This window comes from Mucilaginibacter sp. UYNi724 (assembly GCF_054057495.1).
In genome coordinates, this window is record NZ_JBSRZI010000008.1 from 38,799 (window position 1) to 54,997 (window position 16,199).

The 16,199-nt window shown below is 45.4% G+C and carries 13 protein-coding genes; 10 read left to right on the forward strand and 3 right to left on the reverse strand.

Translation table 11 applies throughout. The features are described 5' to 3' along the window. Nucleotides 1-77 precede the first annotated feature (77 nt). Complete coding sequence (locus ACVW0P_RS13015) at nucleotides 78-1,625, forward strand: M20/M25/M40 family metallo-hydrolase (protein ID WP_457132490.1); 1,548 nt, start codon at nucleotides 78-80, stop codon at nucleotides 1,623-1,625. A gap of 96 nt (nucleotides 1,626-1,721) precedes the next feature. On the opposite strand, the gene ACVW0P_RS13020 is transcribed toward ACVW0P_RS13015, so the two are convergent. Together ACVW0P_RS13020 and ACVW0P_RS13025 are read right to left on the reverse strand one after the other, a co-directional pair. After that, nucleotides 1,722-2,450, reverse strand: coding sequence for a ThuA domain-containing protein (locus ACVW0P_RS13020; protein ID WP_457132491.1), 729 nt, complete (start codon nucleotides 2,448-2,450; stop codon nucleotides 1,722-1,724). A gap of 53 nt (nucleotides 2,451-2,503) precedes the next feature. Continuing rightward, nucleotides 2,504-4,213 (reverse strand): GMC oxidoreductase, encoded by a 1,710-nt coding sequence (locus tag ACVW0P_RS13025; RefSeq protein WP_457132492.1) that lies wholly within the window; start codon nucleotides 4,211-4,213, stop codon nucleotides 2,504-2,506. Between the two features lie 142 nt (nucleotides 4,214-4,355). Here ACVW0P_RS13025 and ACVW0P_RS13030 point away from each other — a divergent pair, with 142 nt between their 5' ends. The 4 genes from ACVW0P_RS13030 (at nucleotide 4,356) to msrB (ending at nucleotide 11,747) form a co-directional block, all read left to right on the forward strand. After that, entirely contained in the window at nucleotides 4,356-5,195 is an 840-nt protein-coding gene (locus tag ACVW0P_RS13030) for an MOSC domain-containing protein (protein ID WP_457132493.1), read from the forward strand. Between the two features lie 175 nt (nucleotides 5,196-5,370). Next, on the forward strand, nucleotides 5,371-7,713 hold the full coding sequence (locus tag ACVW0P_RS13035; protein ID WP_457132494.1) for a penicillin-binding protein 1A: 2,343 nt from the start codon (nucleotides 5,371-5,373) through the stop codon (nucleotides 7,711-7,713). 69 nt (nucleotides 7,714-7,782) lie between these two features. Beyond that, entirely contained in the window at nucleotides 7,783-11,007 is a 3,225-nt protein-coding gene (locus ACVW0P_RS13040) for an eIF2A-related protein (protein WP_457132495.1), read from the forward strand. 251 nt (nucleotides 11,008-11,258) lie between these two features. Next, nucleotides 11,259-11,747, forward strand: coding sequence for a peptide-methionine (R)-S-oxide reductase MsrB (msrB, locus tag ACVW0P_RS13045; protein WP_457132496.1), 489 nt, complete (start codon nucleotides 11,259-11,261; stop codon nucleotides 11,745-11,747). Here the strand turns inward: msrB and ACVW0P_RS13050 are convergent. Continuing rightward, nucleotides 11,737-12,099: a GIY-YIG nuclease family protein gene (locus ACVW0P_RS13050; protein WP_457132497.1), complete on the reverse strand. Its 363-nt coding sequence runs from the start codon at nucleotides 12,097-12,099 to the stop codon at nucleotides 11,737-11,739. The genes msrB and ACVW0P_RS13050 overlap by 11 nt on opposite strands. A gap of 85 nt (nucleotides 12,100-12,184) precedes the next feature. Between ACVW0P_RS13050 and ACVW0P_RS13055 the strand changes: the two genes are divergently transcribed. From ACVW0P_RS13055 to ACVW0P_RS13075, 5 genes are all read left to right on the forward strand, one after another. Next, a complete protein-coding gene (locus tag ACVW0P_RS13055) occupies nucleotides 12,185-12,961 on the forward strand; it encodes an XRE family transcriptional regulator (RefSeq protein ID WP_354430643.1) in 777 nt (258 codons plus the stop codon). A gap of 130 nt (nucleotides 12,962-13,091) precedes the next feature. Beyond that, complete coding sequence (locus tag ACVW0P_RS13060; protein ID WP_457132498.1) at nucleotides 13,092-13,454, forward strand: Spy/CpxP family protein refolding chaperone; 363 nt, start codon at nucleotides 13,092-13,094, stop codon at nucleotides 13,452-13,454. A gap of 75 nt (nucleotides 13,455-13,529) precedes the next feature. Next, the gene (locus ACVW0P_RS13065; RefSeq protein WP_457132499.1) at nucleotides 13,530-14,657 is read left to right on the forward strand and encodes an aminotransferase class I/II-fold pyridoxal phosphate-dependent enzyme; all 1,128 of its coding nucleotides are present in this window, start codon (nucleotides 13,530-13,532) and stop codon (nucleotides 14,655-14,657) included. Next, the gene (gene bioD / locus ACVW0P_RS13070) at nucleotides 14,650-15,261 is read left to right on the forward strand and encodes a dethiobiotin synthase (RefSeq protein WP_457132500.1); all 612 of its coding nucleotides are present in this window, start codon (nucleotides 14,650-14,652) and stop codon (nucleotides 15,259-15,261) included. Before ACVW0P_RS13065 ends, bioD begins: the two co-directional genes overlap by 8 nt. A gap of 45 nt (nucleotides 15,262-15,306) precedes the next feature. Next, the gene (locus ACVW0P_RS13075; protein WP_457132501.1) at nucleotides 15,307-16,194 is read left to right on the forward strand and encodes a 3-hydroxybutyryl-CoA dehydrogenase; all 888 of its coding nucleotides are present in this window, start codon (nucleotides 15,307-15,309) and stop codon (nucleotides 16,192-16,194) included. Nucleotides 16,195-16,199 lie beyond the last annotated feature (5 nt).

The window sequence follows — 16,199 nt, forward strand, 5'->3', positions numbered from 1 at the left end:
ACACCGCCAGTCCGAGTATGATTTAAAGCCCGTATTTTATACATTCGCTGTATATAACTAAGCCCTATATATACGAAATGAAAAACTTAACTAAACTATTTTTTGCTTCCGCCCTTCTTGCCGGGAGCACGGCCTATGCGCAAACCAAAAACGCGGTGGTTGATAACATTGTAAAAGAAGGAACTGATAACTCCCAACTGGAGAAACTGGCCCATGAGCTTTTCGATGGTGTTGGCCCGCGTTTGGTTGGCACCCCGCAGTATGATAAAGCCGGTAAATGGGCTTTAGACAAGTATAAAGGCTGGGGCATTACCGCCAAAGAAGAAAAATGGGGTCAATGGCGCGGCTGGGAACGCGGCATATCACACATTGATATGGTTTACCCCCGTGTAAAATCGTTAGAAGGCACGCAACTTGCCTGGAGCCCCGGCATGAAAAAAGCGGTTACCGCCGAGCTAGTGATATTGCCTGAGTTTGCCGATTCTACCGCTTTTCAAAAATGGTTGCCTGCTGTAAAGGGTAAATTTGTGATGATCTCCATGAACCAGCCAACCGGCCGCCCGGATGATAACTGGAAGGAATTTGCATTAACAAGCTCTTTCGACAAAATGAAAGCTGCCCGTACCGAGCAAACCGCCGCATGGCGCAAACGCATCAGCAATACCGGTTTAACTAACCGCACGTTGCCTGTAGCGCTTGAAAAAGCAGGTGCAGCGGGTATCATTACCTCAAACTGGAGTGCCGGTTTTGGGGTAGATAAAATATTTAGCGCATACACAAAGGTTGTACCTACGGTTGACATCGCTTTAGAAGATTACGGTATGCTTTACCGCCTGACCGAAAGCGGCGACAAACCGAAGATCGCTATCCAAACCGAATCAAAAGAGCTTGGCGTTGTGCCAACTTTTAATGTAGTAGGTGAAATAAAAGGCAGCGAAAAACCAAACGAATATGTAATGCTTTCTGCCCACTTCGATTCGTGGGATGGTGGTACGGGCGCTACCGACAACGGTACCGGCACTATTACCATGATGGAGGCTATGCGTATCCTGAAGAAAGTTTATCCGCACCCAAAACGTACTATTTTAGTTGGCCATTGGGCAAGCGAAGAGCAGGGCCTTAACGGTTCGCGCGCGTTTGTTGAAGACCATCCCGAAATTGTTGCCAACCTGCAAGCCCTGTTTAACCAGGATAATGGAACTGGCCGCATTGTTAATATTGGCGGGCAAGGCTACGAAAAATCCGGCGATTTTATCAACCGCTGGTTAGAGGCTGTGCCGGATACTATCCGTCATCAAATAAAAACCAGCTTCCCGGGTTCACCGGGTGGTGGCGGGTCAGATTTTGCATCATTTGTTGCAGTAGGTGCACCAGGCTTTTCCTTAGGTTCAAACAGCTGGTCGTATGGTAACTATACCTGGCACACCAACCGCGACACCTACGACAAACTGGTTTTTGACGATGTACGCAGCAATGCCATTTTAACTGCCATCCTTATTTACATGGCCAGCGAAGACCCTGCAAAGTTCCCGCGTGATAAAGCAGCGCTCCCTGCAAGCAGCAACGGCCAGCCAGCCAAATGGCCTGAGCCGGTTAAAGCTAACCGCCGTGGCGGTTTAGATTAATCACTAATTTAATATTATAAGAAAGCCCGCTTCAAATTTTGAAGCGGGCTTTCTTATTTCAAAATCATTCCCGTGTCGGCTCAATTATTTTTGGGTTTACTTCTTCCCTATCGCATACTTTATGCCACCCAATATATGCGTCAAATAAAGCGGATCAGCGTATGATGCATCAGTATGGCCAAGGGCTGTATAGAATGCGCGGCCTCCATCGTAATTGTGGTACCATGCCATTGGGTGGTTATCGCCGTTTTCGCCGCCCTGGTAGCTTTTTTCGTCTATTTTGATGAGTACCTGCAGGTCGGGTGCCATCCATTTATAGTTGTACCACTCATCTAATCTGCGCCAAGTTGCAGGCAGGTGATTGGTAGCCGGAAAACCACGGTCAACCACATTTAATTTGGCTTCTTGTTGTTTAGCCGGGTGGCTTTTAAAATAGGCGCCCACAAGGTTACCGTACCAGGGCCAATCATACTCTGTATCGGTAGCAGCATGGATGCCTACAAAACCTTTTCCAGATCTGATGTATTGCTCAAACGCAGTTTGTTGTTCATTATTCAACACATCGCCGGTAGTGCTCAGGAATATTACTGCTGCATATTGCTTTAGGTTTACTGCCGTAAACTTTGCCGAATTGGTTGTGGTATCTACATCAAAATTATTCTCCCTACCCAACTTTATTATAGCTGGGATTCCCACAGCTATCGACTCGTGGTGAAAGCCCGCGGTTTTACAAAAGATAAGTACTTTGGGTTTTGGTTTGGCACAGCTAATGACTGTAACAAAGCATATAAGTATTAAAGTGGTTATATTATTTTTGATCTTCATGATTTTGTCTTGTTTCTTATCTCTTGATTCTTATCTCTTGTTTCCTGACTCCCTTAAAGGTTCCCTTTTTTCAACTCATCTGCCGCGAAATTTGCGGCCCGGGCAGTTAAGGCCATGTAAGTTAAAGATGGGTTTTGGCAAGCCGACGAGGTCATACTGGCACCATCGGTAACAAAAACATTTTTAGCATCCCAAACCTGGTTATGCTTATTAAGCACTGATGTTTTCGGATCTCGGCCCATGCGTGCGGTACCCATTTCGTGGATGCCGTCGCCAATATTATGGCCGCTATCGTGCGTTTCTACGTTTTTAACGCCCGCGGCTTCCAGCATGGCTTTGGCCTCTTTTACAATATCGATGCGCATCTTTTTCTCGTTATCCTTTATCTCGGCATCCATAGACAGTACAGGCAAACCCCACTTATCTTTCACGGTTTTATCAAGTGTGATCTTATTCTCGTGATAAGGCAACAGTTCGCCAAAACCGCCTATGCCTATGCGCCAGCCACCCGGTTCTGCAAGGGCATCTTTATAAGTTCCGCCTATGTTTAGTTCGGCAATTTCGCGGCTCCAACCGTTGCGGCTTGCACCACCCTGGTAGCCAAAACCACGCAGATAATCGCGTTTATCATCGCCTATGTTCGCGAAGCGCACAACGTACGGGCCGTTTGCACGGCGGCCGTAGTAATATTTATCATCATAGCCTTCCACATCTCCGCTTGCGCCAAGGTTATAGTGGTGATCCATAATGTTGTGGCCCAGTTCGCCGCTGCTGCTGCCCAGGCCGCCCTGCCAAATGTCTGTAGCGCTGTTCATCAATACCCAGGCGCTATTTAGTGCCGATGCATTTACAAAAACAACTTTGGCATAATACTCATAAGTTTGGTTGGTAACCGCATCCAGCACCTCTACCCCTTTTGCCTTTTTGGTATCTTTATCGTACAATATTTTGGTAACGATAGATTGAGGCCTCACGGTTAAGTTGCCTGTACGCAAAGCAGCCGGCAAGGTTGACGACTGGGTGCTAAAGTACCCGCCAAAGGGGCACCCCTCCCAACACCTGTTCCTGAACTGGCAGGCGGTGCGATACGGGATAGCCTTTGTTAGGTTAGCCACCCTGCCGATGATCATATGCCTGCCAAATTTCTTTTTAATGCTCGCGGCCACGTCCTTCTCCACCCAGTTCAGATCCATGGGTGGTAAAAACTGTCCGTCGGGTAAATTGGGGATGTTTTCAATAGAACCGCTGATACCCGCGAATTTTTCCACATGATCATACCAGGGCGAGAGGTCTTTATAACGGATAGGCCAGTCTATCGCCCAGCCATCTTTATCATTCGCTTCAAAATCAAGGTCGCTCCAGCGGTAGCTTTGTCGTCCCCATAAAATAGAACGGCCACCCAAGCGGTAAGATCGCCACCAGTTAAAAGGTTTCACCTCGGTGTAGGGCGACTCCTGCTCGTTTGTCCAGGCATCCATAATAGCTTCCTGCGCGCCCCAGTTACGGGAAATTACCGGGCGCTCCTTGCGCTGCTTTTGAGTTGCGTTACCGCGGTGTTCAAAATCCCAGGGGTTATAATTAGCTGTTTTATAATCTTTTATATGCTCGTAGTTTGAGCCGCGCTCCAGCATAATGGTTTTGAGACCGCGTTCCGTAAGCTCTTTGGCAGCCCAGCCACCACTAATGCCCGAGCCTATTACAATTGCATCATACGTGTTATTAACCGTTGCCTTGCCATTAATGTTGGGCGCGTTTACTGACATATCCTTATACGTTTAAACCGGCTCAGGGACACCGGATGTTAATTGGTTTAACAATACTATCAATTAACGGCCAATAAATCAAATGTATCTGCAACAATTATAATTCGCTATAAATTGACGGGGCAATGCCTTACATTTGCGTATGTTTCTTGTTAGTCAGCTGTTTATTTACCCCATAAAATCGTTAGGTGGCATTTCGTTAGATACCGCCCAACTAACCGACCGCGGCCTTCAGCATGACCGCCGCTGGATGCTGATAGACGAGAATAACCGCTTCCTGTCGCAACGCGAAAACGCCCAACTTGCACTGTTTAAAATTGAGGTTTTAACAGACGCTTTAAAGGTTGTTTATACTGCCGACGGCACATTTATAAACATTCCATTCGTCCCGCTTAAGCCGGACATGCTTGAGGTTGTTATTTGGGATGATACCTGCGCCGGGCAACTGGTGAGCGATGCTGTTGATGCATGGTTTACGGTTAAACTCGGCAGCCCCGCACGTTTGGTTTACATGCCCGATGAAACCCATCGAGCTACCGATCCACGCTACACAAATTTAGGGTCGATAGCTTCGTTTGCTGATGCATATCCTGCCTTAATTATCGGTCAGGCATCGCTAGATGATCTAAATAGCCGCTTGGCAGAACCCTTGCCTATGAACCGCTTTCGCCCTAATATCGTATTTGAAGGCGGCGACCCGTACAATGAAGACCACATGAACCACATTCGGATAAACGGCATAGATATGTACGGCGTAAAACTTTGCGCCCGCTGCGTAATGACCACTATTGATCAGGAAACCTTGGCTAAAAGGAAAGAGCCGCTAAAAACCCTGGCAGGTTACAGGCGCAAGGGCGCTAAGATCCTGTTTGGTCAAAACCTGGCATTCCGCAGCACGGGGATTATTAGTGTAGGTGATGAATTGAGTGTGCTATCCACCCATACCGACGAACGCTTTTTCATTAACGATCCGGCTACTTAGGCAGTTCAAAATGTTTTTATTAATTGAATGATATATGAAGAATACGCAAATTCTCTTCTATAAAATATTTCTCGCCCCAAACGGCTTAACTTGAAATTTACTTATTAAAATTGCGTTGTTAATTATTGTCAATTGCCCATTATGATTTGGGTGCTTAATTTTACATCTTTACTCAATGTTCAGAGAAATAAAGAACCGCTACCTAAGATATCTTTCCATCTTCATATACGCTATAATTATATTCTTTTGCGCCATAGAAATTAACTTTTTGTGGTTGTTCGGCTACTCACCGGATATGCAGGAGATCAAGCAACCCACCGTATCAGTAGCATCAGAAGTTTATACAGCCGACGGAAAACTGATTGGTAGTTTTTATAAAGAGAACCGCTCTCCTGTCGAATATAAAGCCATATCCCCTAATATTGTACACGCGCTGGTAGCTACCGAGGATGTGCGATTTTACAAACATGGCGGGGTAGATTTCCTGGGCTTTTTTGGCAGTTTGGCATCTACCGCAACCGGCGACCGCCGCGGTGGCAGTACCATTACACAGCAGTTGGCTAAAAACCTTTTCAGCACCCGTAAACGTAAATCGCAGGGATTGATACGCCACATCCCACTTTTGCGTACCGTTGTATTTAAATGTAAGGAATGGATAACGGCCTATAAAATAGAGCACCAGTACAGCAAAGACCAGATCCTGACCATGTACCTCAATACCGTACCGTTCGGCAATAATTCCTTCGGTATAAAAACGGCTACTTTAAAATACTTCAATAAAATACCTGATGCGGTTAACCCCGCCGAAGCCGCGACGCTTATAGGTATGCTAAAGGCTACATCAACCTATAACCCTAAAACTAACCCCGCCCGATCGTTGGAACGCCGTAACGTGGTGCTAAGCCAAATGTTGAAGTACAACTACATAGACAAAGCCGCTTACACAGCAAACACCACACTGCCACTAAACCTCGATCTGAGTTATGTTGACCGCACAGGCCAGGGCGACTCATACATCCGCCGCGCGGTTGAAAAGTGGCTGGACAAATGGTGCAAGAAAAACGATTACGACCTTTACGAGGATGGGTTGAAGATCTACACCACCATAGATTCCAAATTACAGCAATATGCCGAAGAAGCTGTTGCGACCAAGATGAAGATGCTGCAAAAGCGTTTCAATAATTTGTGGGGGAATAAAAACCCCTGGAGGGACAGTAAAGGCGTAGAAATAAAAGATTTTTTGCTGAAGGCCGAGCAAAGGTTGCCCATTTACAAAATGCTGACCAAAAAGTATAAAGGCGATACCACGCAGATCAACAGCTACTTTGAGAAAAAGAAACGCATGAGCGTGTTTACCTGGAACGGCGATAAAGACACCACCTTCTCCAGTGTAGATTCGATAAAATACTACACTAAGATCCTGAACACAGGGATGATGACCATGGAGCCATCAACCGGGAAGATCAAAGTTTGGGTGGGTGGAATTGACCATAAATATTTTAACTATGACCACGTGAATCAGGCCAAACGCCAGGCAGGTTCTACATTTAAACCTTTTGCCTACGTAACCGCTTTGGATAATGGCTTTACCCCTTGTGATAAGTTTACCGATAAACCGGTGACCATTAAGTTTAAGGACAATGGCAAGGATGATGTTTGGCAGCCAAACAATGCCGATTTCCACTTCTCGTACCGCGAAATGTCGTTGCGTTGGGCTATGGGTAAATCGGTAAACTCGATAACCGCCCAAGTAACAGAGCATGTGGGTTGGGATAAGATTGTAGAATATGCGCACAAAATAGGGATCGAGAGCCCGCTAAAATCGGTGCCATCGGTATCATTAGGCTCTAACGATGTTTCTGTTTACGAAATGGTGCGCGCATACAGCACATTCCTTAACAAAGGCGAAAAGGTCGACCCATTATTAGTTACCAAAATAACCGATCAGAAAGGTGATGTGATTGAAGAATTTGTACTGAAGGCAGAGCGCGTTTTAAGCGAAGAAACCGCATGGCTGATGCTCTACATGTTCCGCGGTGGTATGGAAGAACCGGGCGGCACTTCGCAGGCGTTGTGGGAATACCCAAGCCTATGGAAAAAGAACAACCAGATAGGCGGTAAAACAGGCACCTCAAGCGATTACGTGGACGGCTGGTATATGGGGATCACTAAAGACCTGGTAACTGGTATTTGGGTTGGTGCCGATGACCGTAGCGTTCACTTCACCAATTCAGAAACCGGCGAAGGTTCGCATACGGCACTTCCGATTTTTGGAGCATTCATGGAAAAAGTATATGCCGATCCTAATTCGGGCTATACTTACGGCCCATTTCCTAAGCCATGGGTTAAGATCACCAAGGAATATATGTGCCCGTCGCCGATAATACATGAGGATACCACATCAACGGACAGCCTGATGGAAATGCCGATGGATACTACAGCCACGCCGGTTAGCGTGCCTGCAACCGAGGAAAATAAAGAGGAGACACCGGAAAATAAACCGCCGGCTAACAAATAATTCAGGCAACCCGGCTTGCTTGGGGAACGTATTTAATATAAATTAGCAATATCGTATAAACCGCTATGTATGTATAAACGTTATCCTTGCAATTTATCCATCAAGTATCCTTTTATATTATTATGCCTTGTAGCCGCACTGTTATTTAACCAACAGGCTAAAGCCCAGTATTTTGGGCAAAACAAGGTGCGGTACAAAAACCTAAAGTTCAAGGTTTACAAGACCCCCCATTTCGAGATTTACTACTATCTGAAAAACGATAGCCTAATCAAACGCTTCGCGCAAGAAAGCGAATTATGGTACACCCTGCACCAGCAGGTTTTTCGCGATACATTTAACAGGCCCAACCCTATTATCCTTTACGCCAATCACCCCGATTTTCAGCAGACTACGGCCATAGATGGCGAAATTAGCGTCGGCACAGGTGGTATTACCGAAGGTTTAAAAAACCGTGTGGTGATGCCGATAATGGAAACTAACCAAACCACCCGCCACGTGCTGGGGCATGAGTTAGTGCACGCTTTTCAATATCACATGCTGCTTGGCCGCGATTCATCCAACTTTGAGAATATCGGCAACATTCCCCTTTGGATGGTTGAGGGTATGGCCGAATACCTATCGCTTGGTAAAAAAGACGCCTACACCGCTATGTGGATGCGCGACGCTTACCTCAACCACGACATCCCTACTGTCCGGGACCTTACCCAAAGCAATAAATATTTCCCCTACCGTTACGGCGAGGCTTTTTGGTCGTTTTTGGGCTCTACTTATGGTGATACTATTATTGTGCCTTTCTTTAAAAACACCGCGAGGTTCGGCTTAGAGTATGGCATCCGCCGCACTTTGGGTTATGATGATAAAACACTGTCCCGCCTGTGGCAAAATTCCATCGAGAATACTTACAAACCCTATTTAAAAGATACCGTTCAAACGCCGGTGGGCAAACGCATTATCGATGCTAAGGTTGGCGGTGATCTCACCGTCGCCCCTTCAGTTAGCCCGGATGGTAAGTATCTGGCCTTCCTTTCCTCAAAGGGTTTATTCAGTATTGACCTTTACCTGGCGGATGCTAAAACGGGGCGGGTGATTAAACGGCTTACCAGTAAAGTATCTAACACCCATATCGATGAGTTTAACTTTATAGAATCGGCAGGCACCTGGTCGCCGGATAGCAGAAAATTCGCGTTCAGCGTATTCAACAAAGGCCGCAACCGGATGCTGGTTGTGGATGTGCCGGATGGCAGGATAGTGAACGATGTTTCAATGGGCAAAGCAGAGCAGTTCAGTAACCTTACCTGGTCGCCGGATGGTAAGTACGTCGCTTTCCAGGGCATGTCAGAAGGGCAGGGCGATTTGTATATGTACAATCTCGAATCGAAAAAAGTTATACAGCTTACCAATGATAAATACTCAGATTATCAGCCAAATTTTTCAAAAGACAGCAAGCATATCATCTTCTCAAGCGACAGGGCAACTTACGACACCAAACTTTCGCAGGATATTACCTTTAACTTAGCCGAATTAGACATTACCACGGGTAAAGTAAACGATATAAAAGTATTCGACGGGGCTAACAATCTTAACCCCCAATACTCGTCAGATGGTAAACAGGTTTATTTCCTGTCTAACAAGGATGGTTTCCGCAACATGTACCGTTATACTTTTGCAGGTGGCAAAGTAGAGCAAATGACCGACCTGTTTACCGGGATCTGTGGCATCACAGAATATTCGCCCGCGTTGAGTTTATCCGCTAACGATGATGTGGTTTACTCTTATTATCGTTCACAGAAATACGCCATCTACAACGCAAAAGTATCCGATTTTAAGCCTGTAGCGTTTGACCCGGGTATAACAAATTTCACTGCAGCCATGCTGCCGCCATTGCGCGCGGTGGGTGTAGACCTGATCAATTACAACCTGAACAATTATTTGGCATACAGTAAGATCCCGCTCGATTCTATCCATGCCGTACCATACAAACCAAAATTTAAGCTGGATGCATTGGGCAGCAGTGGAGTTGGTGTTTCGGTAAGTTCGTTTGGTACAGGTTTATCAAGTGGTGTACAAGGAATCTTTAGTGATATTTTAGGCAGGAACCAGATATATGCAGGGCTGGCTGTAAATGGAGCGATCTATGATTTTGGCGGCTCGGTATTGTACATTAACCAGCAGGGACGCTGGAATTTTGGGCTGGGTATATCGCATATCCCCTATCAATCGGGTACCTACGGCTACAATTTCACTAACATCGATGTTGGTGGCACATTAACACCTGTTTATGAAGAAAAGACAGACATCATCCGCACATTTGAAGACCAGCTGCAGGCGTTTGCGTCATACCCATTATCGCGTACCCTGCGCACCGAATTTGGAACAACAGCTTCGCGATACTCTTACCGGGTAGATAGGTACAGCAGTTATTATGCCTACACCAACACACCCGATGCAAACGGCGTGGACCAGTTAGCTATAGGCGGCCTGCTGGATTATAAAAAACACAAAATCTCTCGTGCGCAATTCCTTGCCGAAAATGGCATCGACCTAAAACCTTTTAATATTTATGGATTAAGCGCCGCCTTGGTAGGCGACGATTCGTATTTTGGTATTGCAGCACCATTGAACGGGCATCGTTTCCGCATTGAGGCGGAGTATAATGTAGGCACCTACCACTTCTTCTCGCCTACTGTAGACCTTCGTAAGTATGTACGTGTGGCGCCGGTAACCTTTGCTGCAAGGCTATATGGCTACGGTCGTTTTGGTAATAATGTGAGTGGATTGTACCCGTTATACGTGGGTTACCCCTTCCTGATCCGTGGTTACGAGGCGCAAACCTTTTATAATTCAAAAACAGCAAATAAAAATGGGTTCACTATCGATCAGCTTTCGGGCAGCCGCATCGCGGTAGCAAACTTCGAGATCCGTTTACCATTTACCGGGCCGGAGAAATTGGCGGTTATCAAATCAAAATTCCTGTTTAGTGATCTTAACCTGTTCTTTGATGCCGGTTTAGCCTGGAACAAGGGCAACGACATCAAGTTCCAAAAAGCGCCTGACGCCATCGGTCAAACGCCTGTGTTAGGTACTAATGGTAATCCGGTGCTTGATGCTAACGGCAACCCGCAAACACAAACCACCTACAACACTAATCAGCGTGTACCGGCACTTAGCGCGGGTATTTCTTTAAGGGTGAACTTCTTTGGCGCATTTGTGCTGGAACCATACTTCGCTGTTCCGTTTAACCGTACAGATATTAAAAAACCAGTATTTGGGTTGACATTTGCACCGGGATGGTAGGTATTCAGTTAGCTGTTGTAAATTGTAAGGGTGCAGATATTAGGAGATTTAAAATTAGGCAATCAATTATCCTGACAAGTAAAGGCTATGAATGCAAACTGCGTGATATTGACTGCCGACTGAAAACTGCAGGCCAAAGGCTATACTGCAAACTACCTACTATAAGCCATCGGCTGAAACTGCGAACTGTTTACTGCAAACTGTCAATTACATGACATCCGCGTTGGCACGATATTCGTAACTTAAGTATTATGAAAAAATCGATCTTAGCAATACTGGTAGTTAGCATGTTAGCAACTTTTGGGTGCGATAACAGTAACGGACAAAATAAAAAACCGCAGGAGAAAAGGCCAATGGCTAAACCTGCATCTGAGTGGAAACAAAAGCTTACTGCCAACCAATACGAGATAATGGTTGAGCGCGGCACCGAAACGCCTTTTAAAAACGCTTATTACAACAATCACCAAAACGGCATGTACGTAAGCGCTGCTACCGGCGAAGTATTATTTAGCTCGGCCGATAAATTTGAAAGCGGCACCGGCTGGCCAAGTTTTGTAAAGGCTGTCGACCCAAACAAAGTAGAAATTGTGCACGACAGCAGCTTTGGCATGAGCCGCGACGAGGTTATTGAAAAAAGCACAGGCCTGCACCTTGGCCACGTGTTTAACGACGGCCCTAAAGACCGTGGCGGCAAACGCTACTGCATGAACTCGGGCGCATTGGTATTTGTTAAAAAGTAACCGCCCTGCGTGCTGCTTGTATAGAAGGCCTGCCGTAAATGGCGGGCCTTACTCTTACACCACTTTCGTAGTTAAGGCCTGCGGTAAGGTCAACCCAATCCGGATTTACGGGGCGGATCATTTTTTCTTTTTGCGGGCGGGTGTAAGTGCTCACCATTTTAAAACGTTCCATCGCCTGCTCCTCGGTATTTATCTCCTCAAAATAAACCAGTCTGTTGAGTTGCTGCGCGCTATCAAAAAACAGGGTAGGCATTTCGCCGTAAAACTTAAGGGTTTTCAATAGATCTGTGCACATCCCTACGTGCAGGTTTTTCCTGTTTCTGTCTGTGATAATATATACGAACCTTTTCATTTGATAAAAAAATTTGCTGATTAAAAAATAATTACTAATTTTATGAGCATAAAAATACTAACTATTTTAGCAATTCCAAATATTTATGGCAAATATTTCACAAAATATTAAATTCCTTCGCAAAAAGAAGGGCCTAACCCAGCAACAGTTTGCCGACCAGGTAGGTATAAAACGTTCATTAGTAGGCGCATACGAAGAAGAACGCGCCGAACCCAAGTATGAACTACTAAAACAATTAGCAATATTTTTTGACATATCTATTGATGATTTTATTAATGAAACCATCGATGAGAAGTGGGCACCGAAACCAAAAGGCAATCCCGCAAACCTCAGGGTGTTAAGTATTTCGGTAGATAAGGAAGATAACGAGAACATCGAAATGGTGCCACTAAAGGCAAGTGCAGGCTATTTAAATGGTTACGCCGACCCGGAATATGTGGGCCAGTTGCCAAAGCTTTATCTGCCAATGTTTAAACAGGGTACTTACCGTGGTTTCGAGATAAAAGGTGATTCGATGTTGCCGCTGCAATCGGGCACTACTATAATAGGTGAATACCTGGAGAACTGGGCCGATGTTAAGATTGGCGAGACGTATGTTATTATTTCTAAAAACGATGGCGTGGTTTATAAACGCGCGGGTAATAAATACAAAGAAGGCCGTAACATGAAGCTGGTATCTGACAACCCCGTTTACGAGCCTTATGAAATAAGCGCCGATGATGTGCTGGAAGTTTGGAAAGCGAAGGCCTACATATCTACTCACATGCCGATGCCTACCGCCGAACCTACCATGGAAAGCCTTACCAGTATGATGGCCCAAATGCAGCGCTCCATAGCTAATCTTAATAAAGACGTAAATTAAGCGCGGCAACATTTAAGTTACGTTGTGCGGGTCTAAACCGGGTTATAGCAACAATTAAGTTACAGTGCAACAGGTTAAACTATTCGCTGTTATCTTTATCTATAACATCAGTTAAACTAAAATTATAAAAATGAAAAAGATTATGATGATCTGCTTATTCGTATTAGGAATATCAGCAGTAAGCCACGCACAAGGTGGCCGCCAAAGAATGACCACCGCTGACAGGGTTAAAGCCATGAAAGAAAGCTTAAAACTTACTGACGACCAGGTTGCAAAGATCACCGTTGTTTATGATGCGCAAACCAAATCTATGGATAGCCTTCGTACTGCCGGTGGCGATATGCGCACACAAATGCGCCCTATGATGCAAGCTACCAACGATAAAGTTAAAGCTATTTTAACCGCAGAGCAGGCAGCAACATGGCAAAAACGAATGGATGAAATGCGCGCGCAACGCCAAAACGGCGGCGGTGGTGCACCATCTAACAAGTAATAGAGTAAATATGCTAAAATAAAAGAAGCGGCTATATATAGGCCGCTTTTTCTATTTTAGCAGAAATTTAAAAGCGTGGCATCAGCAGAAAAATATATCCAAAGCAAACTTGATGAACGCGAAGCGCTGGGCACTTACCGCGGCCTGCGCCCCGAAAGTATGCTGGTAGATTTTTGCTCTAACGATTACCTCGGCTTTGCCCGCTCCCATGTATTAAAGGAAAATATTCAGTGGGAACTTGATAATCATCCGCTAAGTTTAAACGGTGCCACAGGTTCAAGGCTCATCTCGGGCAACATCGCGTACACCGAAGAACTGGAGCAACAGATAGCTGGTTTCCATCAAAGTGAAGCAGGGTTGTTGTTTAACTCGGGCTATGATGCCAACGTTGGGTTGTTCTCTTCCCTACCACAAAAAGGCGATACGGTTGTACACGACGAGCTGATCCACGCCTCTATAATCGATGGTGCGCGGTTAAGTCACGCCAGCCGCTATACATTTCGCCATAATGATTTAGAGAGCCTGGAGGCTAAGCTAAAGCAGGCGAAGGGTATTTGTTACGTGGCGATAGAAAGTGTTTATTCTATGGATGGCGATACCCCGCCTATTGCAGCGATATTAAAGCTAACCGAACAATACGGCGCTAATTTAATTGTTGATGAGGCACATGCCGTTGGATTGTATCCTGCCGGATTAGTGTCTCATTTAAATTTACAGGATAAGGTATTTGCCCGCGTAATAACCTTCGGCAAAGCATTGGGATGCCACGGGGCAATTGTATTGGGCAGCAATTTGTTGCGCGAATATCTGATCAACTTTTCGCGTGCGTTTATTTACACCACGGCGGCTTCGTTTCACCAATTGGCGGCGGTGAAGATGGCTTATGAGTTATTGAATTCATCGTCGGCAGAAATAGAGAAACTTCACCATAACATACGCTTGTTTAAACAGGGCATAAAACAAAATGGCACTTATCCTTTACTGCAAAGCGACAGCGCTATCCAATGCATTATTTTGAACAGTAATGAAAAGGCTAAACAAGCGGCTCAAGCACTGCAAAATACAGGGCTGGACGTACGGGCAATATTAAGCCCCACCGTTGCTACGGGAGCCGAACGCATCCGCATTTGTCTCCACTCCTATAATACTGCCGAAGAGATCATTTTACTTACCACAACTATTAACAACATCACAAATGAATAAACCGCTGTTTGTAACCGGCATTGGTACCGATATTGGCAAAACGCTTATATCGGCCATATTGGTAGAGAAGTTAAAATGCGATTACTGGAAACCTTTGCAATCGGGCGAGTTGGAAAACTCGGACACGATAAAAGTGCAGCGGCTAATATCAAATAAAATCTCTGTTTTCCATCCCGAAACCTACTGCTTAACCCAACCCTATTCGCCGCATAAATCTGCAATGCTGGACGGTATTACCATAGATGAATCAACCATCATCGCCCCAAAAACTGATAACCAATTGCTGATTGAAGGTGCCGGCGGCTTAATGGTTCCTCTTAACGATCATTGCCTGGTTATTGACCTCATTAAACAACTTGGCGTCGAAGTAATATTGGTATCGCAAAATTACCTGGGCAGCATCAATCATACGCTGCTTTCTATCGAGGCATTAAAAAACCGCGGCATCCCCGTTAAGGGCATTATATTTAATGGCGAAGAGAATGCTTCTACCGAGGAATATATTATAAAATACACTCAAATAAAACATTTAGGTCGTGTACCGCAGTTGCCAACTATCGACAAAAACATAATTGCTGATGCAGGTAAGTATATTTCCTTGTAATTTGCAGCAGATTTCCTTCCCAATGGGAATAAAACCAATTATACCATGAAGAACATTACAGTTATAGGATCGGGCACTATGGGTAACGGGATTGCCCATACTTTTGCACAGAACGGGTTTAACGTGTCACTTGTTGATATCAGCGATGCCGCCCTGCAAAAAGCCCTGCAAACCATAGCCGGTAACCTTGATAGGCAGATAAAAAAAGGCGCCATAGACGCAGCCGCAAAAATCACCACCCTCGGCAACATTAAAACTTATACTGATGTATCTGAAGGCGCAGTCAATGCCGACCTTGTTGTGGAAGCCGCTACTGAGAACCGCGAGATAAAACTAAAACTGTTTAAACAGCTGAGCGAAGTTTGCAAACCTGATGTGATACTGGCGTCAAACACTTCGTCTATCTCCATAACTGAAATCGCAGCGGTTACGGCCAACCCGGCCAATGTTATCGGCATGCACTTTATGAACCCGGTGCCTGTTATGAAACTGGTAGAAGTTATCCGTGGGTATGCCACCACAAATAAAGTAACCAATACCATTATGGAACTTTCGCGCCAACTGGGTAAAGACCCCGTTGAGGTGAACGACTACCCCGGCTTTGTAGCAAATCGCATTTTAATGCCGATGATAAACGAGGCGGTGTACACCCTGTTTGAGGGTGTGGCAGGCGTACACGAAATAGATACCGTGATGAAACTGGGTATGGCCCATCCGATGGGTCCGCTTCAACTGGCCGACTTTATTGGCCTTGATGTTTGCCTGGCTATATTAAGAGTACTGCACAACGGCTTCGGTAACCCTAAGTATGCCCCTTGCCCACTACTGGTTAACATGGTTACAGCAGGTCACCTTGGTGTTAAAAGCGGCACCGGGTTTTATAAATACACAGCAGGCAGCAAAGATTTGGTTGTAGCAGATAAATTTTTATAAAGCTA

Excerpts from the sequence above, each read along its gene's own strand:
- ACVW0P_RS13050 (WP_457132497.1), bottom strand. The coding sequence starts at position 12,099 with ATGAAAAGGTTCGTATATATTATCACAGACAGAAACAGGAAAAACCTG.
- ACVW0P_RS13040 (WP_457132495.1), top strand. The coding sequence starts at position 7,783 with ATGTATAAACGTTATCCTTGCAATTTATCCATCAAGTATCCTTTTATA.
- ACVW0P_RS13020 (WP_457132491.1), bottom strand. The coding sequence starts at position 2,450 with ATGAAGATCAAAAATAATATAACCACTTTAATACTTATATGCTTTGTT.
- ACVW0P_RS13075 (WP_457132501.1), top strand. The coding sequence starts at position 15,307 with ATGAAGAACATTACAGTTATAGGATCGGGCACTATGGGTAACGGGATT.
- ACVW0P_RS13015 (WP_457132490.1), top strand. The coding sequence starts at position 78 with ATGAAAAACTTAACTAAACTATTTTTTGCTTCCGCCCTTCTTGCCGGG.
- msrB (WP_457132496.1), top strand. The coding sequence starts at position 11,259 with ATGAAAAAATCGATCTTAGCAATACTGGTAGTTAGCATGTTAGCAACT.
- ACVW0P_RS13060 (WP_457132498.1), top strand. The coding sequence starts at position 13,092 with ATGAAAAAGATTATGATGATCTGCTTATTCGTATTAGGAATATCAGCA.
- ACVW0P_RS13030 (WP_457132493.1), top strand. The coding sequence starts at position 4,356 with ATGTTTCTTGTTAGTCAGCTGTTTATTTACCCCATAAAATCGTTAGGT.
- ACVW0P_RS13035 (WP_457132494.1), top strand. The coding sequence starts at position 5,371 with ATGTTCAGAGAAATAAAGAACCGCTACCTAAGATATCTTTCCATCTTC.
- ACVW0P_RS13055 (WP_354430643.1), top strand. The coding sequence starts at position 12,185 with ATGGCAAATATTTCACAAAATATTAAATTCCTTCGCAAAAAGAAGGGC.
- bioD (WP_457132500.1), top strand. The coding sequence starts at position 14,650 with ATGAATAAACCGCTGTTTGTAACCGGCATTGGTACCGATATTGGCAAA.
- ACVW0P_RS13025 (WP_457132492.1), bottom strand. The coding sequence starts at position 4,213 with ATGTCAGTAAACGCGCCCAACATTAATGGCAAGGCAACGGTTAATAAC.